At 35.4% G+C, this 22543-nt stretch carries 25 protein-coding genes; 17 read left to right on the top strand and 8 right to left on the bottom strand.

The window, feature by feature from the left end; all coding sequences use genetic code 11:
- Positions 1-2: 2 nt before the first annotated feature.
- From glsA to PRVXH_RS04235, 4 genes are all read left to right on the top strand, one after another.
- Positions 3-920 carry a glutaminase A gene (gene glsA, locus PRVXH_RS04220; RefSeq protein ID WP_353894067.1) on the top strand — a complete coding sequence of 306 codons (918 nt, stop codon included), beginning with the start codon at positions 3-5 and terminating at the stop codon, positions 918-920.
- Positions 921-939: 19 nt separating this feature from the next.
- A complete protein-coding gene (locus tag PRVXH_RS04225) occupies positions 940-2103 on the top strand; it encodes a glycerate kinase (protein ID WP_353894068.1) in 1164 nt (387 codons plus the stop codon).
- A 1-nt stretch (position 2104) separates the two neighbouring features.
- Positions 2105-2995 (top strand): type II CAAX endopeptidase family protein, encoded by an 891-nt coding sequence (locus tag PRVXH_RS04230; RefSeq protein WP_353894069.1) that lies wholly within the window; start codon positions 2105-2107, stop codon positions 2993-2995.
- A gap of 65 nt (positions 2996-3060) precedes the next feature.
- A complete protein-coding gene (locus PRVXH_RS04235; protein ID WP_353894070.1) occupies positions 3061-3963 on the top strand; it encodes a YegS/Rv2252/BmrU family lipid kinase in 903 nt (300 codons plus the stop codon).
- Positions 3964-3981: 18 nt separating this feature from the next.
- Here the strand turns inward: PRVXH_RS04235 and PRVXH_RS04240 are convergent, their stop codons facing one another.
- Both PRVXH_RS04240 and PRVXH_RS04245 read right to left on the bottom strand, forming a co-directional pair.
- Positions 3982-4611 carry a CoA pyrophosphatase gene (locus tag PRVXH_RS04240; protein ID WP_353894071.1) on the bottom strand — a complete coding sequence of 210 codons (630 nt, stop codon included), beginning with the start codon at positions 4609-4611 and terminating at the stop codon, positions 3982-3984.
- Positions 4612-4728: 117 nt separating this feature from the next.
- Positions 4729-4983: a DUF1540 domain-containing protein gene (locus PRVXH_RS04245; protein ID WP_353894072.1), complete on the bottom strand. Its 255-nt coding sequence runs from the start codon at positions 4981-4983 to the stop codon at positions 4729-4731.
- 197 nt (positions 4984-5180) lie between these two features.
- Here PRVXH_RS04245 and PRVXH_RS04250 point away from each other — a divergent pair, with 197 nt between their 5' ends.
- On the top strand, positions 5181-6371 hold the full coding sequence (locus PRVXH_RS04250) for an ornithine--oxo-acid transaminase (RefSeq protein WP_353894073.1): 1191 nt from the start codon (positions 5181-5183) through the stop codon (positions 6369-6371).
- A 46-nt stretch (positions 6372-6417) separates the two neighbouring features.
- Here PRVXH_RS04250 and PRVXH_RS04255 read toward each other — a convergent pair whose 3' ends face one another.
- The 3 genes from PRVXH_RS04255 to PRVXH_RS04265 all read right to left on the bottom strand — a co-directional run bounded on the left by PRVXH_RS04255 (position 6418) and on the right by PRVXH_RS04265 (position 9110).
- On the bottom strand, positions 6418-7269 hold the full coding sequence (locus PRVXH_RS04255) for a GGDEF domain-containing protein (protein ID WP_353894074.1): 852 nt from the start codon (positions 7267-7269) through the stop codon (positions 6418-6420).
- Between the two features lie 62 nt (positions 7270-7331).
- A complete protein-coding gene (locus PRVXH_RS04260; RefSeq protein WP_353894075.1) occupies positions 7332-8207 on the bottom strand; it encodes a tetratricopeptide repeat protein in 876 nt (291 codons plus the stop codon).
- A gap of 84 nt (positions 8208-8291) precedes the next feature.
- Positions 8292-9110 (bottom strand): PIG-L family deacetylase, encoded by an 819-nt coding sequence (locus PRVXH_RS04265; RefSeq protein WP_353894076.1) that lies wholly within the window; start codon positions 9108-9110, stop codon positions 8292-8294.
- 178 nt (positions 9111-9288) lie between these two features.
- Here PRVXH_RS04265 and PRVXH_RS04270 point away from each other — a divergent pair, with 178 nt between their 5' ends.
- Genes PRVXH_RS04270 through nth form a run of 5 tightly spaced genes read left to right on the top strand, consistent with a single transcriptional unit; the run spans position 9289 to position 13257 of the window.
- The gene (locus PRVXH_RS04270; RefSeq protein ID WP_353894077.1) at positions 9289-9858 is read left to right on the top strand and encodes an RNA polymerase sigma factor; all 570 of its coding nucleotides are present in this window, start codon (positions 9289-9291) and stop codon (positions 9856-9858) included.
- On the top strand, positions 9851-11320 hold the full coding sequence (locus tag PRVXH_RS04275) for a PEGA domain-containing protein (RefSeq protein ID WP_353894078.1): 1470 nt from the start codon (positions 9851-9853) through the stop codon (positions 11318-11320). Before PRVXH_RS04270 ends, PRVXH_RS04275 begins: the two co-directional genes overlap by 8 nt.
- A gap of 46 nt (positions 11321-11366) precedes the next feature.
- The gene (locus tag PRVXH_RS04280) at positions 11367-11603 is read left to right on the top strand and encodes a hypothetical protein (protein WP_353894079.1); all 237 of its coding nucleotides are present in this window, start codon (positions 11367-11369) and stop codon (positions 11601-11603) included.
- 52 nt (positions 11604-11655) lie between these two features.
- Positions 11656-12606 (top strand): cation diffusion facilitator family transporter, encoded by a 951-nt coding sequence (locus PRVXH_RS04285; RefSeq protein WP_353894080.1) that lies wholly within the window; start codon positions 11656-11658, stop codon positions 12604-12606.
- Between the two features lie 15 nt (positions 12607-12621).
- Complete coding sequence (gene nth / locus PRVXH_RS04290; RefSeq protein ID WP_353894081.1) at positions 12622-13257, top strand: endonuclease III; 636 nt, start codon at positions 12622-12624, stop codon at positions 13255-13257.
- A 38-nt stretch (positions 13258-13295) separates the two neighbouring features.
- Here nth and PRVXH_RS04295 read toward each other — a convergent pair whose 3' ends face one another.
- The gene (locus PRVXH_RS04295) at positions 13296-14153 is read right to left on the bottom strand and encodes a DUF4438 domain-containing protein (RefSeq protein ID WP_353894082.1); all 858 of its coding nucleotides are present in this window, start codon (positions 14151-14153) and stop codon (positions 13296-13298) included.
- Between the two features lie 149 nt (positions 14154-14302).
- Here PRVXH_RS04295 and PRVXH_RS04300 point away from each other — a divergent pair, with 149 nt between their 5' ends.
- Positions 14303-14452: a hypothetical protein gene (locus tag PRVXH_RS04300; protein ID WP_353894083.1), complete on the top strand. Its 150-nt coding sequence runs from the start codon at positions 14303-14305 to the stop codon at positions 14450-14452.
- 779 nt (positions 14453-15231) lie between these two features.
- Here PRVXH_RS04300 and PRVXH_RS04305 read toward each other — a convergent pair.
- Entirely contained in the window at positions 15232-17088 is a 1857-nt protein-coding gene (locus tag PRVXH_RS04305) for an LTA synthase family protein (protein WP_353894084.1), read from the bottom strand.
- Between the two features lie 238 nt (positions 17089-17326).
- Between PRVXH_RS04305 and trmL the strand changes: the two genes are divergently transcribed.
- From trmL to ltaE, 6 genes are all read left to right on the top strand, one after another.
- Positions 17327-17782 carry a tRNA (uridine(34)/cytosine(34)/5-carboxymethylaminomethyluridine(34)-2'-O)-methyltransferase TrmL gene (gene trmL, locus PRVXH_RS04310; RefSeq protein ID WP_353894085.1) on the top strand — a complete coding sequence of 152 codons (456 nt, stop codon included), beginning with the start codon at positions 17327-17329 and terminating at the stop codon, positions 17780-17782.
- 18 nt (positions 17783-17800) lie between these two features.
- Entirely contained in the window at positions 17801-18439 is a 639-nt protein-coding gene (locus PRVXH_RS04315; protein ID WP_353894086.1) for a YigZ family protein, read from the top strand.
- Entirely contained in the window at positions 18436-19287 is an 852-nt protein-coding gene (locus tag PRVXH_RS04320; RefSeq protein ID WP_353894087.1) for a TIM barrel protein, read from the top strand. The genes PRVXH_RS04315 and PRVXH_RS04320 overlap by 4 nt, the downstream gene beginning before the upstream one ends.
- A gap of 145 nt (positions 19288-19432) precedes the next feature.
- The gene (locus PRVXH_RS04325; protein ID WP_353894088.1) at positions 19433-20143 is read left to right on the top strand and encodes an HAD family hydrolase; all 711 of its coding nucleotides are present in this window, start codon (positions 19433-19435) and stop codon (positions 20141-20143) included.
- An 80-nt stretch (positions 20144-20223) separates the two neighbouring features.
- Positions 20224-20634, top strand: coding sequence for a transcriptional repressor (locus tag PRVXH_RS04330; RefSeq protein WP_353894089.1), 411 nt, complete (start codon positions 20224-20226; stop codon positions 20632-20634).
- 49 nt (positions 20635-20683) lie between these two features.
- On the top strand, positions 20684-21700 hold the full coding sequence (gene ltaE / locus PRVXH_RS04335) for a low-specificity L-threonine aldolase (RefSeq protein WP_353894090.1): 1017 nt from the start codon (positions 20684-20686) through the stop codon (positions 21698-21700).
- A 72-nt stretch (positions 21701-21772) separates the two neighbouring features.
- Here the strand turns inward: ltaE and PRVXH_RS04340 are convergent, their stop codons facing one another.
- Positions 21773-22510 carry an SH3 domain-containing protein gene (locus PRVXH_RS04340; RefSeq protein ID WP_353894091.1) on the bottom strand — a complete coding sequence of 246 codons (738 nt, stop codon included), beginning with the start codon at positions 22508-22510 and terminating at the stop codon, positions 21773-21775.
- Between the last annotated feature and the right edge of the window lie 33 nt (positions 22511-22543).

Consider the following 22543-nt stretch of genomic DNA (forward strand, 5'->3'; position numbering starts at 1 on the left):
TTATGGAAGAGTTATTAAAGGATATACTTAAGAGAAATCAAAGCTATTGCACAGAAGGTGAGGTAGCTCAATATATCCCTGCTTTGGCAAGGCAAAGCAAAGAAAACTTAGGTATTAGTGTGGTAGATATAGGTAAAGATAAGGTGTTTAACTGTGGAGATACTGAAAAGTTCTTTACTTTGCAAAGCATATCTAAAATATTTACTTTAATTATGGCTTTGCAGGATAGAGGAGCAAATTATGTGTTTGAAAGGGTTGGGATGGAGCCGACAGGAGATCCGTTTAACTCCATTATAAAGTTGGAGACTATAAACCCTTCAAGGCCGCTAAACCCAATGATTAATGCAGGAGCTATAGCTATTTCCTCTATGATTAAAGGTGAAAGTAATGAGCAAAAAATTGATAGAGTTATATCTTTTTTAGAACCGATTTTAGGAAGGAAAGTAACAGTAAACCATGAAGTTTTTAATTCTGAAAGGGAAACTGGGAATAGAAACAGAGCTGCTGCATATTTTTTAAAAGATGTTGGCGTAATCTCTAAAGATGTAGAAAAAGTTTTGGACTTTTATTTCATGCACTGTTCCCTAGACGTAACCTGTGAGGACATAGGATACTTGGCAGCATTTTTAGCAAATCAAGGCAGATCTGTTAAAACAGGTGAGCAGTTAGTTTCTGAAAATGTAACACAAATTGCTAAAAGCTTTATGGTTACATGTGGTATGTATAATTCATCGGGAGAGTTTGCAATAAAGGTAGGTGTTCCGGCTAAAAGTGGTGTCGGAGGGGGCGTGATGGCTGTTTCCCCAAATAGATATGGTATAGGTGTTTGGGGGCCAGCTTTAGACGAAAAAGGCAATAGTATAGCTGGGGTTAAAATGTTAGAGGATTTAAGCGCTAATCTAAACTTAAGCATTTTTTAAGGGGGAATGGCATAAAATCATGAAGATAGCTGTTGCATGCGACTCGTTTAAGGGTACATTTTCGTCTTTAGAGATAGCAAATCACATAGAAAATGTTGCAAAAATCTATTTTGAAGAAATTAAGGTAGAGAAGATTGCTGTAGCAGATGGTGGCGAAGGAACTATCGATGCTCTTTTGCACACATTAGATGGGAGTGCATGTTTTCAAGAGGTTTTTAGCCCGTTAGGAGAGAAAATAACTGCTAAATATGGATATATAGACAGTAACAAAACAGCACTAATTGAAATGGCTCAAGCATCAGGGCTTTTTACGATACCAGAAGATGCGAAAAATCCATTGAAAACCAGTAGCTATGGGACTGGCCAGCTAATATCTAACGCCTTAGAAAAAGGTGTAAAGAAGATAATATTAGGCTTAGGTGGAAGTGCCACAAATGACGGAGGAATGGGTGTCTTAGCAGCTTTGGGAGCTAGATTTTATGATGCTAAAGGTAAAGAAATAAAATGCTACGCAGGCGAGTCTTTGTCCAAAGTATCAGAGATATCCTTAGAGGAAGTTAACTCAAAAGCACTAGAGTGTGAATTTGAAATCATGTGTGATGTAGATAATATACTTACGGGCCCTAATGGTGCTACCTATGTGTTTGGCCCACAAAAAGGCGCTACAGTTAATCAGCTTAGGCTTTTAGAAGAGGGAATGGTAAAGTATAGCAGGGTTTTAGAGCGCTGTGTAAACAAAGAAGTTGGCTCAATAAAGGGAAGTGGGGCAGCTGGAGGTGTGGCTGCGGCCATGTTGGGGGTTTTTAACGGAAAAATCAGCTCCGGAATCGATATAGCATTAGATCTAATGGATTTTGATAAAAAAATCGCAGATTGTCAATTTGTAATAACAGGGGAAGGAAAAATGGATAAGCAAACTTTAGCGGGAAAAGTCCCCTATGGTATTTCTAAAAGGTGTAAAGCCTTGAATATACCAGTAATAGGTTTTGTTGGGGGGTTGGAGATGAACAAAAGTGGTCCTTCTCACCCAGAAGAACTCTATACTGTATTTTCCGTAGTCAGTGATTTTACAGAATTTTCAACGATACAAAAAAATCCTGAAAAGTATTTGATAGATGCCATACACAGAATGTTTAAATTTATAAAACTTGGGTACGACCTAAAAAGTAGCAGGAGGAAATAAATTGCATAAATTACTTAAGCCGATTCATAGTAGTTGGATGCTGCTAGCAGCTGCTGTTACATTTATTATAGTCAGTTTTCTAGCCGGTGGTTTAACTAATGTCTATGGTAGCATTTTGTTAACACAAGTTATTGGTATCTTAATGCCGCCCGTGTTATTTATGTTTCTGAAAAAATATAACATTAAACAAAATTTTAGATTGCACAGCTTCAATCTTAAGCAATTTGTCTTAATTACCTTTGGAATAATAGCTGTATATCCTGTAGGAGTGTTTTTAAACGCAATTTTTCAATATGTTTTAATAGGTTTTGAAGTAGATTTACCCACTTCACCTATACCGAATATAGTAACTAGCAGTCATTTTTTAGTCGCTTTTATGTTTATCGCAGTTCTACCGGGAATTTGTGAAGAGGTTTTATTTAGGGGATTTATCATGCGAGGTTATGAAAAGTTTGGTGCAATAAAAGCTATCGCTATTTCTGCAGTTTTATTTGGGATGTTTCATTTTACTTTAACTAACTTGGCTGGACCTATTTTTTTAGGAGCAGTTATTGGTTATATAGTGATCGCTACCAGATCGCTTTTTGCTGGGATGTATGCACACGGGTTGAATAATGCCATTGCTTTAACGCTAATATATATAACATCTAATGGTGGACCTGTAGAAAATGAGGTTGTAACACAGGAGATGATGCTTACAGCTTTATATATATTAGCTGCAACGGCAATGCTCTGCGCTATAGCTGCATTCTTTATTTTGAGAACATTATCTGATAAAAGCTTAGATAATATAGAAAAGACACATAAAGATAGCGGCGAAGCAAAGCTAAACGTATTTGCGTTGATACCGATAGGAATTTTTGTTATTTTGTATCTGTTGGCCGCAGGTTAACTGGAGCCAGTAAAAGCCCGATTGTTAGTTTCATTATAGACCTAGGCGTAAAAGGAGGGGAAAAATTGCAAAAGATACTACTTATTTATAACCCTGTAGCGGGAACAGCTACTTTTAAAGATAGGCTTGATGAATTTATAGAGTTACTGCAAAAGAAAAACTTTGCTGTTACTGTTTATAGAACAAGAAAAGAGAAACATTGCGATCAGCTAGAATTTTTGTTAAGAGAAAATGAATTTTCGAAGGTGATAGTATCTGGTGGGGATGGGACTGTTAGCAAGGTCTTGCAGGCTATGCAGACTTCTTCTGGGAGTATTCCTTTAGCTATTTTGCCTTCAGGAACATCCAATGATTTTGCACGACACATAGGTATGGGAGAGGACTTAGAGGCTAATGTTGAGATTATAACTCAGGGCGAAACCATTAATTTAGATGTGGGGCAGATAAATGATAATTATTTTATCAATGTTGTTAGTATAGGCAGCTTACCTTCTATAGCTCACAAAACAGCTACTTTATACAAAAATAATTTGGGGGCGTTGGCATACTATCTTAAGGGAATAGGTCAGGTGCCCGCCTTTAAACCGTTTGATGTGACGTTAGAGTTTAATGGTAAACAAGTTTCTCAAAAAGCCTTTTTGATTTTAGTGTTAAATAGTGGTTGCGCTGGTGGTTTTAAGAGGCTAGCACCAAAAGCATCGCTGAGCGATGGGCTTTTTGATATCTTATTAATAAAAGATTGTAACTTAGGAGATAAGTTATCTCTTTTCTTAAAAGTTTTAAAAGGAGAGCATGATAGCGACCATAGATTAGAGTACTTTCAAACAGAGCGCGTTAAAATATCAGGAGATAAATCAGTGGATACTGATGTAGATGGAGAGCAAGGACCGGATTTACCTATCGACATATCTTTTTGTAAAAAAGTGCCACTAATAGTTAATAAAAATAAAGAAGCTATGCCCAAATAGGGGTATAGCTTCTTTTGGTTATAGGTTTTTTTCTGCCTTGATTTTATCTAAGACATCCTTAAATATTCTAGCAGTAAACCCCCAGATAACTTTATCTTGATACTGATAAAAATAAATAGGGTAATCTCCATGACTCCAATTATAGTTTTTGTTCTTATCTACTAATTCATATGGAAAATCATTTTTTGGAAGAGGCTTTACGTCCATGACAGAAAGCTGTGGTGTAAGTCTTAAAGCTTCATTTAACTCAATTGTGAAAACGGAGCTGACTTCATCTTTGTTTATATTAAGAGTTTGAGGATTTTTATATATTAATGCTAAAAAAGGGTATAAAACAGTGTTATATGGGCTAGCTAAAAAATCAAGCTGTCCCACTACTTTTACGTCTTTTTTATCAAGGCCTAACTCCTCACAAGTCTCACGGATTGCCCCTTCCTTTATGGTCTCTTTTAGCTCTAATGCTCCTCCAGGAAAACAAATTTGACCTGGCTGACGACTTAAATTCATTGAACGTACCTGAAATAGAAATGACATCTTACCTTCCCAAACAAAAATAGGGACAACTATAGAAAACTCTTTTTTAGTATCTAAGGGCTTAGGGCGATTATCCAAAAAAGGGGCTACTACATTTGTTATATCAACCTTCATTTAGTTACCTCCTAGCTAAGTAGTTTTATAAGTAATATCTAAATTGTAGACTTAACTTAGCTATAAAGCAACCCAATTAAAAAACAAAAAGGGCTGAATCAGCCCTTTTTACAGTTACTACAGCTTGTTAACACCATCTCTAGTAGGGTCTTCTTTTGCCACAAATGTTTTACATGCAGTTTCCATACAAGTGTTACATGGACTTTCTGGGAACTGTTCAGAGGTGGTGGCATCCATTGTATCAGGCATCTTATGGGCAATGGGGTCTGAACATACCATTATTTTTTCAGCTGCACATTTATGCCCAGATTGATAGTAGTGACAGTTACTTACTGCACAATAGATTTCTTGTTTTCCGCCTTGTTGTGCCATAAACATAACCTCCTTAATATTAGTGTTTCATTTTATAGTATTTAAAAAAGCAGTAGAAATTAAACTGGGATATTTTAAAAGAGATTAACCTAAAAATTTATTAAATTTAGAATTTTTTAGCAGGAAATAAATATGTATTGTAGAAATAGGATAATAGGCTATTAAGCCTTAAATTAAATTGAGGAGTTGATTTTTTAATGAACACAGAGCAACTTTTAAAGGTTACAGATCAGTATACCGCCCCTAACTATCTTCCTTTACCTATAGTCATTTCAGAGGCTGAAGGAGTTTGGGTCAAGGATCCTGAGGGCAATAAGTATATGGATATGTTAAGCTCTTATTCAGCTCTAAACCAAGGACACAGACATCCCAAAATTATTAACGCGGTAAAAGAACAACTAGACAAGGTAACTCTTACTTCAAGAGCTTTTCAAAATGAAAAACTAGGACTTCTTTCCAAACAGCTATGCGACCTTACCAAAAAAGAAAAAGCGTTAATTATGAATACAGGTGCAGAAGCTGTGGAAACAGCTATAAAGTGTGCACGAAGATGGGCTTATCAAGTCAAAGGCATCCCTGAAAATAAAGCAGAAATTATAGTTATGAGTGGAAACTTCCATGGTAGAACTGTCACAGTAGTTTCATTTAGCTCTAACGAAAGTTATCACAAAGGTTTTGGGCCACTTACTCCAGGCTTCAAAATAGTACCTTACGGCGATATAGATGCGTTAAAAGATGCTATAAATCCAAACACCGCAGCTCTACTGATGGAGCCAGTTCAAGGAGAGGCAGGAGTTATTATCCCACCAGAGGGTTATCTAAAAGAGGCTTACGACACATGCAAAAAAAATGACGTTTTATTTATGGCCGACGAGATCCAAAGTGGATTTGGTAGAACTGGTAAGCTTTTCGCCTGTGATTGGGAGGATGTTGACCCTGACATTTATATAATGGGAAAAGCCTTAGGCGGAGGAGTGATCCCTGTTTCTGCAATCACAGGAAACTCTGAACTTTTAAACTTGTTCAACCCAGGTTCTCATGGCTCAACTTTTGGAGGTAACCCATTAGGTTGTGCATGTGCCATGGCTGCAGTTGATGTGTTGATAGAAGAAAATTTAGTCCAACGCTCTTTAGATCTTGGTGAATACTTAAAGTCAGAACTTAAAAAAATTAACAACGAAGAAATAGTAGAAGTTCGAGGAAAAGGATTATTTATTGGCTTAGAGCTAAATGGACCTGCTAGGCCTTACTGCGAAAAGTTAAAAGAAGCAGGCATCTTGTGTAAAGAAACCCACGAAAATGTTATTAGGTTCGCCCCACCTTTAATTATCAGTAAAGATGAACTTGATTGGGCCATAGAAAAGGTTAAAATTGTTTTAGAAGGTTAAAATAAAAAACAGTTTCTCCAGCTAAGAGTTAGCGGGGAAACTGTTTTTAAATTGAGGAAGATACCTTATTCTTGCCGGATTCTTTTCCGGAATACAAAGCGATATCAGCCTTATTTAGTAAGGCTTCTGTTTTTTTCTCTATAGATAGATTAGTGGGGACTTGGTCTAAGGACGCCGCGCCAATAGTTACAGAAATACTGATTAGCCTATTATTACTTTGAAAACGAAGATGGCTTATCTCTTTGCGAAGCTTTTCAGCAACTTTTGTAGCATTTATTAAATTAGTATTTGGAAGCAAAACTACAAACTCTTCCCCTCCAAATCGAGCTGTCATATCACTACGTCTTAAAGAGGTATTTAAAATACTGGCAACTTCTGCAATTACTGTATCTCCAAACAGATGTCCATGTGTATCATTTATCTGCTTAAAATCGTCTATATCAATGGCTAGCAGGCTTAAAGGTAGTTCTGTCCTTTCACTTTGGTTAATTTGTGCTTGCATAGAGAGGTCTAACATTCTTCTATTAGAAAGACCAGTAAGATGATCTTGAAAGGATAGTTTTTCCATTTCTGCCTTATGTCTGTCTATCTCGTTTAACATCTTATTAAAGGAAATTGCTAACGAGTTAAAATACCCATTTTCGTTGATTGTTAAATCAGCATAACTTCCTTTGGCAACTTGCTGAGATGCTTTATAAATTTCTGTTAGCGAAATATATATTTTCCCTAATATCAAAACAAGATATACAGATATTAAAGCTATGTTAATGGTTATATGTAGTATTAAGTTTATGTTTAAGTAAAGTAGCATGTAAAAGTTTGTAACTAATGCAAAAGGGAATAAACCAAGAATAATGATAAAAAGCCGAATTTTAAAGAAATTACCCATATCTTTCATTTTCCTCCTCTAAAAAAACTAACCTTGTTAATATTAAGGTTAGTTTTTTTATTATAACATAATTATTGGGTATTATCTTTATTTTTAATTTCCATTAGCATCTTATTTATATGGATTCTATAATGAGGATGTTTTATTTTATCTAAAGCTTGTTCTAAAACTTCTCGGGCTTTATCATACAAATTATTGTTGATATAAAGCTTAGCTAAAGCAGTGTAAGCAGGCAAATAACTTCTGTTTCTATCTAGCACCTTCTTAAATGTCTGCTCACAGTCATCGAAGCGATTTAGTTTTTGGTATGTTCTTGCTAAACTAAACCACAACTCTGGGGTATTCGGTTTTTGTTGTATAGCTTTGTGGTAATAAAGTGCTGCGTTATCATAGTCCTTTAGTTTATATAAAACATCAGCTTTTAAAGTAATATAATAATTATCAGAGTGGTTAGTTTTTAATATTTTATCCAACTCTGTATTTGCTTTATTGTACTCGCCTATGTTAATTAAGCTATAAGTTTTATGTCCCATAACTTTAAGGTTGTCACTTTCCTTTAGATATTTATTACATAATCCTATTGCTAACTGATATCTTTTGCTCAAATTAAGATATACTATTGCTTTTTCCATTTTGTTTAATGATGGTGAAACTTTATAACTTAACCATAGATATAAAAGAATTATGTTAAACTGCATATCCATAGGCAAGCTAAACCTTAACTGCCTAAACTTAGGAAACTGACTAAATAAAATTAACACAAAAAATCCACCACTTAAATATTGTAAAAGCGTTGAATCTAGTTCTGAAGCAAAATAATAGATTAAGAAGAAAACCAATATATTTACATTTATAGATATCCAGTGAAGCCACATTAGTTTAACTTTTTTTCTGTTAACTAAAAGGAATATCAAATTTACTAATGCTACAATTATAAGTTCTATCATGTTATAGCCCCCTTACTATAGATTTTATTAGGTAACAGTGCATTTTGTCAACAAAATAAAGGAACCGTTTCTAAAAAACAGTTCCTAGTAAGGGAATGAGTGTATATTATGAAATGCTCGAAAGCTTTCTCCCAAGCTTATGCTACTATTAGATGCACTTAAACGTGCCATTTTGTAAATGCTTTTTGTATAAAAATTTCGATAAACAGGGACATTTACCTTTTGATATAGGTAGGCCCTTGTTTTATCTTCGATGGTCTCCTCGATATCCACCAAAATAGTATTTTTTCTGCTGCCATATAGATATAATTTAGTGTTATCGCCTATGTCAGAGGCTAGCTGCAATGCTGATTTTCCAACTGTCATGTGATCTGGGTGTGATGCAGCCCTTAGTGGAAAGTGAGGATCAAAGGTTATAACAAGATCAGGATTTATTTCATGCCAGATATTCCTTAAATCTAGCATCAGTTGTGTTTGATCAACATTAAACTGGGGGTAATGTAAAAACCTCAGGTCTCCGTAGCCTAGTTGTTTTTGTGATCTAATTTGGGTATCCCTACGCTGGGAGCCATAATTAACTAGCTGAGCCCCTTTTTCCCCTTCGCAAACATCTACCACTGTAACATATATACCTTGGTTGACTAGTTTTTTTATAGTGCCACCGGCGAAAAAAATAAAGTCGTCTGGATGGGGTGAAATGACTAAAGCGTTTTTGACATCTTCAAACATAATTTTAGAAGCCTGATGAGCCAAATCTGGGTCCATAGGCTTTACGCTTTTGCGAAAGTTGTTATATGCAACATATCCGGCCAAACTAAGAGTTGCTCCCACTCCTAACCCTACTAGAATCCCTTTATTTTTGGTTAAACGGGATAACTTAAAATGACTTGGCTTTTTAAACATTTTATCACCTACCTTTTCATTAGTAGGTTTTGTGTAAAAGCATATTGATATACTTTTTTTATCTTTTAATTTATCTAGAAATCAGGAAAATTTTGTGATATTCTAAAATAAAGTTCTAAAAGTGAAACTTTTTTAGTTTTTTTACGTCTATATAATTGAAGGCAGGGAGGGAGAATGCTTGGAGGATCACATTTTAATTACTAGGTTTATGCATGGAGAACGGTCTGCCTTCATTGAGGTTTATGAAATGTACTTTCAAGATGTCTATAATTTTACTGCCTACTCTATCGGAGTAACCTCCTGTGAAGATGTAACTCAAGAAGTCTTTTTAAAAGTATATCGAAAAATGGAATCATTTAAAGGGAAAAGCAGTATCAAAAGTTGGATTTTTAACATAGCTAGAAGAACGACTTATGACTATCACAGAAAGCACAAAAAGTGCTTAAATGTAGATGACTACTACAATAAATTGATAACAACAATAACACCTGAAGATGTTTTTGAGTATAAGGAGGATTTAGAAGATGTTTTGCGAATGCTAGGGTCCTTAAAGCACGAGCAAAGAACGGCTATACTTTTAAGAAGATTACACGGTTTTAGCATTAAAGAAACTGCACGCATTATGGGTGTGAAAGAAAGTAAAGTGAAAACCCTACTTCATAGAGGTATGAAAAATCTAGATAAAGAAGTAGCAAAGAAAATTTCCTTAGAATGTTCTCCAAAGGGGGGAGTGAGCAAGTATGAATAAATCAAAAAGAAATTATAATAAAATATCAGAGCTTCCCGATGTTGAAATTCCACTAGGAACAAAAGAAAGAATGTTAAATAACATACTAGAGGAAAATGATAGATATGAATGCTCATTTTTTCAAAGAATCTTCACTCACCTCAAACCTATCGCTTTTGCTGCATCAATGATATTTTTACTGTTTTTTGTCAATTCTACAGTAGGTATAATACCCCAAAGTGGTATGGATGAGTTTGAGGTAAATATAGCGTCTAATGTAGAGGGAGCAGAAGTGTTTTTAGATGGAGAAAAAATAGGTAAAACCCCATTATCATATACTATGGATAAGGAAGATAAAACCAGAAAATTAACTGTAAGAAAGTCTGGATACCTAATATGGCAGGGTCAATTTGACAGCAAAGGGCCACAAAGCTTTGTGCAAACCTTTCATTCATCGGATGAGTTTTCGCTATTAGCTAGTCAAAATTCTGTGGATATTGAAAGTGGACTAAAGCCTGCCAACCCAAATTTAGTAAAGCTGCAGTCTAATACTGATAAAACCTCTGTAATTTTAAATAATATGTGGGTTGGCGAAGCTCCCATAACCCTTGAATTAAAAGATGATTATATGAACAAAGTAGAGCTAATAGCCCCTGATAGAGAAAAAATCACTTTAACTTTAACCACAGGCGATGAACTAGAAATGGAGCATAATGATGTTGCGCAACTAAGGTACTCTGATCATGGTTATTCCATACAAGTCAACCTTGAAGATTTATGGATACCTAAACATTCAATTTGGGTCAATGAAAATATAGTGATAAACTTTCTAAAGAAAAACAATGAGTACAAAGCTCAGGCTATAGACTTAGCAGCACAAACAATTAATGACATACCGGTATCTGAGACATTAGACCATGTTATTCAAAGAGATAATTATACTGCGATAGACGAGGCAAGTATTTTGTTTGAGCAGAACAACCAATCCCTTTTAAATATCTCTGAGTTTATAGAGGATAGAGTTAACATTCACGAGGGTAGTTTCTTTAGGGTACAAAAGGACAAAGAAATTATTATCAAAGATGCAGTAAGCGGAAAAATTTATTCCGCTTTGGAAAACAATAATTATAAAGTGTTAAACTCAGAAAGGGATGCTTTATATTTATGGTCAAAAGCAGAGCAGAAAATATTACTTTACTCCTTAAATGAAGATGATGTTAAAACATTTTCACTTAAAGGTTTTCCAGAGGAGTTAGACGGATTAACTAAAGTTCAACAGTATAAAGATATGTTGATTCTGTTAATTGGAGATGAAATGTATTTTAAAGAGAACGGGGAATTTAGAAACCCTGAAGGTTTTAATAACATGAAACATTTCAGCTTAGATAAGAATGGGCAGCGACTTATAATTTTCATGAAAGAGAATTATATTAATATATGGGAGTATCATCTGGAAAAACAAAATTTCAAAAAACTTTACTAATAAAGAAAGCCACGGGGCAACCTAACTAAAAAAGGGGGTTGTGTTTGTGGCTTTAATTTGTCCAGTTTGTAATGGCATTGAACAGGTAGTTAAGCCTTGTCCGACATGTAGAGAAGCTATGGACGAGGCCGGTAGTCTAAGTCAATTTTTAGATCCATATAGCCCTTATTTATCTGCGCATGAAGGAGATATAGGGGATGATTATAATACATGTACCCATTTATTTTTTTGTGAAAACTGCGATACCGATAAAAGAGTGGAAGTTTCAAAAGTTAAGTGGTAGTTTACGGGAAATACTGTTAAAAGTATGGTAATATTAGTTAGAGGTGAAATTAATGTCAAAAGAAAGATATAAAGAGGGGCTTAAAGTTACGGTCGTTGGCATGATTGCAAATATTTTGCTAACAATTTTAAAAGCAGTTCTAGGAATTTTGTCAGGTAGCACCGCCCTTGTTGCCGATGCAGCTCACTCCTTTACCGACATTGTCGGAAGTGGAGTAGTTTTAGGAGGTCTAAAATGGGCTAATCAACCAGCAGATGAAACTCACCACTATGGCCATTATAAAGCTGAATCTGTTGTTGCCAAAATCATCGCTATTATCCTAGTGCTTACAGGTGGTGGAATTGGTTATTCAGCTATAAACGTGCTACTTGAAGGTGACATTGATGTGCCTGGTACTGTTGCCATTTGGGCCTTGGTTATTTCTCTTTTTACAAAAGAGGGGTTGTTTAGGTATATATCCTTTGTCGGAAAAAAAATCCAAAGCTCTGCTGTTATGGCTGACGCATGGCATCAAAGAACAGATGCCCTTTCTTCAGTAGCCGCTTTAGTAGGTGTGTTAGGGGCAATATTAGGGCTTCCCTTCTTAGATCCCGCTGCTGGTATTATTGTGTCTGGTATGATTATGTATAGCGGGGCGAGAATTTTTATGGATGCTGTAAAAGAGCTTATGGATACAGCTCCAGAGCCTGAAACTATAGAAGAGATAAGAGGAAGGGTACTGGAAGTAAAAGGCCTAAAAGAACTTAATGACGTAAAAGCTAGGTGGCATGGTGCCAAGATTTTAGTGGATCTAAAGATATGTGTAGACCCAAAGGCTACAGTTGAAAAAGGGCACTCTATCGCTGCACAAGCTAAAGAAAAACTTATGAGTTCTATGGAGGATGTTGGCGATGTTTTAATACACGTTAATCCGTGTAACCATATAGGAGATGAAAGAAATGATGAACAATGCACAGCATGCTCTAGAAACAAAAAGGGGATAAAAGGTGTTTATATTAAGTAGTGGGAGTGGTTGTTTATGCAAAATGAACACATGGTCAAAGTATTAAATATTTTAGACGAAACCTACCCTGATGCAAAATGTGGTTTAAATTACACAACAGCATATGAACTATTAGTAGCAACTATTTTGTCAGCACAATGTACCGATATAAGAGTAAACAAGGTGACTGCCAGACTATTTTCAAAAGCTAATACTCCTGATGAGATACTAGAGTTAGGAATTGATGAACTAAAAGATGAAATAAAAGAATGTGGGCTGTTTAACAACAAAAGCAAAAACATTATAAGTATGAGCCAAGACTTAGTTAGCAAGTATAAAGGGCAAGTACCAGAAACTCAAAAAGAGTTAGTAAAACTAGGTGGGGTAGGTAGAAAAACAGCTAATGTTGTACTGAGTAATGCTTTTGATGTACCAGCTATAGCTGTTGACACTCATGTATTTAGAGTAGCAAATAGAATAGGCTTAGCAAGTGCTAAAAACGTAGATCAAACAGAAAAGCAGCTGATGGAAAACCTGCCAAAAGACTGGTGGAGTCACGGGCATCACTTAATAATTCATCACGGTAGAAATATATGCACAGCTAGAAAACCTAAATGTGATATTTGTCCCGTTTATGAGCTTTGTGAGTTCGTGAACAAAAAGAAGCATTAATAATAATAAAAAAAGTGCCTTAAAAGGCACTTTTTTTATTATTTAAGTTCCAAATAGTTTGCAATATTAGCTTTTGGGTTTTGGTTACCCTTAATCTTACTTTCTTTGCACGTTAGCAGGGTGCTAACTCCAGGACCATGTCCCCCAATTATACAATCACTGTGGATTACCACGCCGATTGTCACAGCTCCCTTTAGATAACCTCTACTATACGTAGTATCGCAATCTCTTAGTAGCACTATGTCACCTAATCTCAATTTATCTAGGCCGAACTTTTTGTAATCCTCAGGATCGGCAGTTTGAATATCATAATCTCCTCTAAAAGCTGGTGAGCCGATTCCAGATCCCATCAAACGAGCTGGAACCTCTGTTACTACATCAACTTGTAAAGAGCCATCCTCTAACTGTTTAATACCCATTTTTTCAAATAAAGCTGGGTCTAGGTTATAAGTTTTTATATCTTCGTAGTTCTCTATCTCTAAACCATTACCCACGGATTTAATTTGAATCTTATCACCGATAGCTAGCTTATCTAAAGTTTCATCATCGAAATGGATTAATGTATGCTCAATGCCACCATGAAAGCCTGTTACTACACCTTTTTTACCCTTAGCTTCCCCGCTTATTACTTTAGCTTCATTACCCACACAAGCCATACAATTTAGGCCGCTATTTTTTAATGCGTCAGATAACTGGATACTAACACCAGGCTCTACATGATCACCTTTCCAACCACTGGCATAATCGCCGACTTTGACATTATAGGTAATTCCACCAGTTCCAGGAACCATATGGCTCTGGCCCTCAGTATCAAAACGATAGGAGCGAGCTCTAGGGTGACTTATCTCCCCACACACTGATTGCATAACAAGCTTTTCTTTGTTAATTTTTAACATGCTTTACATTCCTCCCATAATATTTAGATTATAGAAATAGTTCTATATTTAATACTATTTCTCCTGCAAAAAAATAGAATAAATTTAAGAAGCTAGGACATATCTGCCACGTCCAGATTCGTTAATAAGTGGAATGTAGAATGTAGAAAGTGGAAAGTGGAAAGTGGAAAGTGGAAAGTGGAAAGTGGAAAGTGGAAAGTGGAAAGTGGAAAGTGGAAAGTGGAAAGTGGAAAGTGGAAAGTGGAAAGTGGAAAGTGGAAAGTGGAAAGTGGAAAGCGCGTGGCCAAATAAGCTCTTAGGGTCATGGTTTTTATTACCAACCTCTGACCTCATATTACAAATTACCACTAACTTATTTCTAAAAAAACAAATTGCCAATGTTGTCCTAGCCGGGCCTTTCCAGTATGGATACCTTACATGAACGGGCTTGGACCAAGCATGTAGCTAATTTCGTAATTTTTACCGTGGCCAAATAAGCTCTTAGGGTCATGGTTTTTATTCTAATCTCTGACCTCATATTACAAATTACCACTAACTTTTTTCTAAAAAAAACAAATTGCCAATGTTGTCCTAGCCGGGCCTTTCCAGTATGGATACCTTATATGAAGGGGCTTGGACCAAGCATGTAGCTAATTTCGTAATGTTTACCGTGGCCAATTAAGTTCTTAGGGTCATGGTTTTTATTCTAATCTCTGACCTCATATTACAAATTACCACTAACTTATTTCTAAAAAAAACAAATTGCCAATGTTGTCCTAGCCGGGCCTTTCCAGTATGGATACCTTATATGAAGGGGCTTGGACCAAGCATGTAGCTAATTTCGTAATGTTTACCGTGGCCATTTAAGTTCTTAGGGTCGTGTTTTTTATTACTAACCTCTGACCTCATATTACAAATTACCACTAACTTATTTCTAAAAAAAACAAATTGCCAGTGTTGTCCTAGCCGGGCCTTTCCAGTATGGATACCTTATATGAAGGGGCTTGGACCAAGCATGTAGCTAATTTCGTAATGTTTACCGTGGCCATTTAAGTTCTTAGGGTCGTGTTTTTTATTACTAACCTCTGACCTCATATTACTAATTACTACTACTTGTTATCAAGTTGTTATCAAGTATATACTCCGATAGTTTTAAATGTCTTAAAGCTCGCTTATAGCCTTCTTTACAATCATCTAAACTTACTGGCTCTCTCGTAACTCTATCCCAAGCGGTGCTATTTTCAAAAACACCATCGCTAGACATTAAAAATATTTTTTCGTCATCTACAAAGGACCCTCTTCCTAGTGGGTTTTTTATCACCGAAAAACCTTCCTTAGCATTAAAAAGGTTTCTACCTAACATAGGAACACCATCTAAGTCTAATCCTACAAGATTTGCAAAAGTAGGGTAAAAATCAACCATGCCTCCTACGGTTTCGATGGTTTCATCGACGTTAGAGCCCGGAATATGGGCTATAAGAGGAACCTTATACATTTCGCCCTCTTTAAAAGGTTCTCCTAGCAGTTTTGAAACCAGCTCATTAGTTTCTTCCTCTTCTACACGAAGACCTTTATGGTCACCGTATAAAATAATAATGGAATCTTCGTAAAGGTTGTGTTTTTTAAGGTTTTCAATAAATTGACCTATCATTTTATCAAGATACTTTACTGTTTGTAAGTAGTCTCCAACCAACGTGTCTTGATAAGCCTCTGGCAAATCTAAAAATTTAAAATCCTCTTCCATCCTAAAAGGTGTATGTGAGGTTAAGGTTACATACTTAGCATAAAACGGTTTATCAGTATCAACTAAATAGTCCATAGATTGTCTAAAAACTGAGCCATCGCTAATACCCATACCAATTATTTCGTCCTGTTCTAAATCCTCCATGCTAACGAAGTGATCTATCCCCTGTGTAGTGTAAAAATTCTCCCGGTTCCAAAACTCTGCTTCAAACCCATGAAAGATAAAAGTAGAATATCCTTTTTGCTCTTTTAGCAAGCTAGGAAAAGCTGTAAATTCATTTTCTTCGTACCTACTATAAGTTTGAACGTTTGAAGAAGGGTAGAAAGAATTATTTGATATAAATTCAGCATCAGAAGTATTGCCTGTACTGACCTGTTCAAAATAATTGTTAAAATAAAAGCTATCATTCAAAACCAAATCATTTAATACAGGAGTGACATATTGACCGTTAACCTTAAGATCAATCACAAAATTGTGGATAGACTCCATCTGCAATACAATGATGTTTTTATCTTTTGCCAAGCCGAATGTATCTTTATGAACAAGGTCAGTTCTGTTGATGTATTCATCTATATACTCATGGACATCTTGCTCATCCGCCGTATTGTTTCCGGCTACAAAATTATAAATATCAAAAAAGTGATAGCTCATAACACCTAAGTTATATGGTGTATGCATTCCTCCAGAGGAACGAACAATACTTGAACTTACTAAACTAGTAACTAAAATTAGCGAAATAACAACTAGGAAAAAAGCAAGCCTTTGTTTTTTTTGTAGTTTTACTTTTACAGGATTTTGTTTGTAATAGAAAATCAGGGCAATAAAATCCATAAAAAATAAAAAATACACCGGCCTTATCAAAGTCATAATACTTTCTGACACCCCACCTAGTTGCCCCATTTGGTAAACACTGTGTATAGGTATCAAGGTGAAAAAATGACTAAAGTAAATCTTTTCTACAAAAAACAATACAGAGATTAAAAAATGAGCTATCAACAAATTTCTTAACCTATTTTTACTAGAACATAAATCAACCAAAAAATATATTGCTAAAATAAGTATAAAATTATTAAATGTTATCAATAAAATTCCAGATTGCAAATCCATTAGATAATGAAAGATAACCATTTTCACTAATGTTAAACTACTAAACAACAAAACTTCTTTTAAATGAACACAGTTTTCTACGTACTTTTTAAAATAAACCCCCATTAAATTACACCCCTTTGATTTTTAACTTGCTAGTACTAATAAAAGATAAAAAACTTTCCTAGAGAAAAATCACATAAAATAAGTTTTCTACAAAAATAATGCAAATCCTGCTGTTACCTTAAACTGTTAACAATTTCATAAAATAAGCAAAACCAATGAAACATTGTCGTAATTTTGCACCTTTTATTTAGGTCTGGTAATATATATATAAAGTAAAATCGAAAGAAGGTTATGCTAGATGTTTAATATTGTTTTGGTGGAGCCAGAGATACCTCACAACACAGGGAACATCATTAGAACTTGCGCAGCTACAAATTCAAAGCTGCATTTAATAGAACCGTTAGGTTTTTCCCTCACTGATAAAAATTTAAAAAGAGCAGGTTTAGATTACCGTGATTTAGCAAGAGTATTTACATATTGTGGTTTAGAGGAATTCTTCGAAAAAAATAAGGATGGAACATTCTATTACCTAACAACTAAAGTGGAAAAACCCTACTATAAAGCTAAATTTAAGGATGGGGACTTTTTACTCTTTGGAAAAGAAACAGCTGGTCTACCAGAAGACTTAATCTTTTCAAACGCAGATACAGCTATAACAGTTCCTATGACCAACGATGCCCGTTCTCTCAATTTATCTAATACAGTAGCTTTAGTTGTTTATGAGGCCTTGAGGCAGACTGGTTTTAAATTTTAATTAAAGGGGGATTTTGCCTTGTTAAATAGTTATAAAACCATAAATAATGAGTCAGTGGCGAAAATCGATATAAAAAAGTCTAAGTTTATTGGAGCTGCGGCTCCAGCTCAATCTGAGGAGCAAGCCCTAGCCTTTATAGAAAAAATATGCAAAAAGCATCAAAGTGCTACACACAATGTCTATGCTTATCAGATTGGACAAAATGACGAAATTCAAAGATGTAATGACGATGGTGAACCAACAAAAACTGCAGGCAAGCCCATTTTAGAGCTTATAAGGAAAGAGGAGCTAAAAAATGTGGTTGTAGTGGTCACAAGATATTTTGGAGGTATAAAGCTAGGAACAGGCGGGTTAATCAGAGCTTATGGCCAGAGTGCTAAAGAAGCACTAGTTCAAGCAAAAATTGGCTATATGCAGCTTTTAACCAACGTAGAAATAACATTTGACTATACCGCCCATGGTAAAATAGAAAACTATCTAAATCCTTTAGGAGTAGTAAAAGATACCTCTTTTTCTGATAAAGTTCAGATGTGCCTAATGTTAAAAGATGATGAAATACCAAAGGTAAGGCAACAGCTATTAAATATTACTAGTGGTGAATTAAGTTTTAATATAAAAGAAAAAGAATACATCTTTAAGGAGGATAAAGACAATTGATTAAATTCGGACCTGCTGGTAACTCTACACTGTTTTATGATGAAGGTAATAAAAGTTCTTTAGAAATCCCTAAGTGGCTTAAACAAAAAGGTTTAAATGCATACGAGTATCAATGTGGCAGAGGAGTAAGGGTAAAAGAGAAGTTTAGCTCTAACCTAAAAAGTGAATGTGATAAGTACGGTATTGCACTGAGTCTGCACGCGCCATATTTTATAAATTTAGCATCTACAGACAGAGAGAAATTAGATAAAAGTGTTGGACATATCACTAAATCGTTAAAAGCTACAAGCGACATGGGAGGGTCAAAAATAGTAGTTCACCCCGGCTCTGTTCCAAAAGGTGAGGATAGAGATGAGGTGCTAGCTCGGGCTAAAGAGTTTCTAAAAGAGGTACTAGATCTAACTTGCGACTACTCACATGTTAAGATAGGATTAGAGCTTATGGGTAAAATTAATCAGTTAGGGAACTTATCAGAGGTAATTCAGCTATGTTTAATAGACCCAAATCGGTGTGTGCCTGTTATAGATTTTGGACACTTGCATGCAAGGGAGCACGGAGGTTTGAAAAATAAAGGAGATTTTAGACGGGTAATAGATAAAATAGGAGAGAATTTAGGCAAAGAAACTGTTAAAAACTTACATATACATTTCAGCCCTATAGAATATAGCAAAGGAGGGGAAAAAAAGCACCGTATTTTTGATGAAAAGGAATTTGGGCCAAGATTCGAGGATTTTGCTCCTGTGGTTGTGGAAAACAAAATGCAGCCAACCATAATTTGTGAATCTTCTGGCAAACAGACGGAAGATGCCCTTTTCATGAAAAAATTGTATGAGGATTTAATTGATTGAACTTTTCAATATGGCATAAACACCCCCATCAACTGCTAAGTTAGGCTAAAAGTGAAGCCGTTTTTGTGATTATCAGTAAAAACTTATGAGCGTTTGTAAATTCTTGCAATCGCCTATATATATGAAAAAAATAGGAGGGATTAACATGTTAAAAGCAGTGCTATTTGATTTAGATGGAACGTTGCTAACTTTAGATATTGAAACTTTTTTGCCCAGATATGTAAAAAGTATTTCCCGAAAAGCACAACATAAGATTCCAAATAATATCTTTCAGAAAGCTTTATTCGCAGGAACAGAGGAAATGGTGAAAAATGTTCAAAAAGATAAGTCAAATCAAGAAGTATTTATGGAGACCTTTTTCTCTTTAGTAAATATTGATAAAAAGGAAATCTTACCTATGCTAGACGAATTTTACAAAAATGACTTTAGTAATTTACAAAGTGACATAACAGCTGTGCCAGGAGCCAAAGAAGCTGTAAAGTTTTGCAAAGATAATGGTCTAAAAGTGGTACTAGCGACTAACCCTGTTTTCCCAAAAGAAGCTACTTATGAGAGAATTAGATGGGCTGGACTTAACGCAACTGATTTTAATTTAATAACTTCTTATGAAAATATGAGCGCTACAAAGCCCAACTTAGAATACTATCAGCAGATTCTTGATAAATTAGGTATACGAGGTAAAGAGGCCATGATGGTTGGAAACGATTGTCAAGAAGACCTTTGTGCAGCAAAGCTAGGTATGAAAACTTTTTTAGTTGACGATGGCCTAGTTATTGATAGAAGCGGTGGAAACTATACAGTGGACCTTAAAGGTTCTTTGAAGGAATTCCCAGATAAAATTCGACCGTTAATCTAAAATAATATATTGACATAATTCACTTAATAAATTATAATGAGAACAATTACTGATATAGGCAGAGGAAGGGGTTGAATCCATTGAGTACACAACAAAGAATGACAAAACAAAGAAGAAAAATATTAGAAGTGTTAAAATCAACTACCTGTCACCCCACTGCAGATTGGATTTATAATGAAGTTAAAAAAGAGATGCCAACTATAAGCCTAGGTACTGTATACAGGAATTTAAGTGTTTTAAAAACAAAAGGCGAGATTTTAGAACTTAATTACGGCAGTACTTTTAGTAGGTACGATGGTAATCCTACTAATCATTATCATTTTACCTGTAACAAGTGTCTTAAAGTTTACGATGTTGATATCCCACTTCAAAGCAAACTTAATGATCAAATTAATCATGTAAATGGACATAAGGTCGATGACCATAGAATAGAGTTTTATGGCACATGCCGTGAATGCCTAGATAAAAAAGATGATCAAACGTTAAACTAATCCTGTTAGTTTGGCGTTTTTTGTATGTCAAGAAAAAGGAGATGATGTAATGATTGAATTGCGTAGCGATACGTTTACTGTGGCAAACCATAAAATGCGTGAGGTTATGGCACAAGCGAAGGTGGGGGATGATGTTTATGGTGAAGATCCCACAGTTAATGAGCTTCAAGCACAGGTAGCAAAACTTTTTGGGAAAGAGAGGTCTTTATTTGTACCTACAGGCACTATGGGAAATCTTCTTGCGGTTTTATCTGTATGCGATAGAGGGGACGAAATAATAACAGAGTATAATATGCATATGTTTAAATACGAGGTAGCTAATATCTCTGCTATCGCTTCAGTGCAAATAAACCCTATTTCAGGTGTAGATGGTAAAATACCTCTTGATTACTTAAAAAGTGCCATAAGGGAGGAAAATATTCATTTTCCTCAAACCAAAATGATAGCTCTTGAAAATACCCACAACATGGCGGGTGGTAAAGTTTTAGAAAAATCTTATATCGATGCTGTCGGAAAGCTAGCCAAGGACAAAGGATTACACCTACATATAGATGGGGCAAGGATTTTTAACGCACAAGTTAGTCTTGGGATAGAAATGGATAGTTTAGTGGAAAATGCAGATTCAATAATGGTTTGTTTATCCAAAGGTTTAGGAGCTCCCGTCGGCTCAATGCTAGTCGGAAAAAATGATTTTATAGAAAAAGCACTAAAGTATCGAAAGATGCTAGGTGGTGGTATGAGACAATGGGGGCACTGTGCAGCTGCAGGACTATATGCCTTAGAAAATGGCCCCAAAAACCTTAAAAAAGATCATGAGCACTGTGAAATGATAGGTAAAGCTTTAGCAGAAAAGGACTGGGTTGAATCAGTTGATTCTTCCACTAACATCTGCAGATTTACCGTAAGTGAAACCATTTCAGATAAATTAGTTGAGTATATGGAGAAAAATTTAATTAAAATACAAAGAACCGGTAGCTTTTTTAGAATAGTAACCCATCTAAACGTAAGCAAAAAAGATGTGGAAAAAGTTTTAGATGCCATTAACCAGTTTAAGCCAGGTAATTAACTTAAGCAATAAAATGACACAAAAAAAGGTAGCTCCCTTTTATAAGGGGACTACCTTTTATTTATTTAAAGGTTAATATTGAACTTCATTACTTAAAGGACTATAAACCCAAGCCTTTGTACCATCAGAAAGTATTACATTATTCCAATCACCTTTTGTATCTACAACTCTTAGGATATCACCCCTTGAAACGGTTGTAATCCTATCGTAGTTAGTGCCAGGGCCTGTACGCACATTAACAGTGTTTGCATTTATGTACTCGAGACTATGGCCGTTTTTTGGTTTTACTAGCCAAGCAGCAATCCAGCCTGTTGTACCATTTACATCACCCTGAATCCACTGATTCTCATAGTTAATTGCATTAATTACGTCATTTCTCGACACAGTTGTCAAGCGAGAATAAGAGGTTCCACTACCTGAGCGAAAATTTACAGTGCTAGCATCCACCACAACCTTAGCTGTATCATAGTCATTAGAGCCTTCATCTTCAGGTTTTTCATTCTTTGGCTCATTATCAGTGCCGGAGTTTTCTGAACTTGAAGAACCGCCGTTTACCTGAATGCTCTCTATCTCATCCTTTAACTCATCATACATAGCTATAAGTTCATCTATTTTTTCGTCCTGTTTATTTATATCATCCTCTACTTCAGAGCGAAAAACAGATAAGATACTGTCAAGGTAACTTTTGCTAATCAAAGGATCGTTTTCACTACCAGGTTGTGCAGTATTTGTCCAACCAATTTGAGCACCTACTATGGAGAAAACAATAACTAGAGCTACGATGATTGCTACTTTTATTTTTTTTGGCAACTATTACTCCTCCCCTCTATTTGTGGTACCTTT

Source organism: Proteinivorax hydrogeniformans (assembly GCF_040515995.1).
GTDB classification, from domain to species: Bacteria; Bacillota; Proteinivoracia; order Proteinivoracales; family Proteinivoracaceae; genus Proteinivorax; species Proteinivorax hydrogeniformans.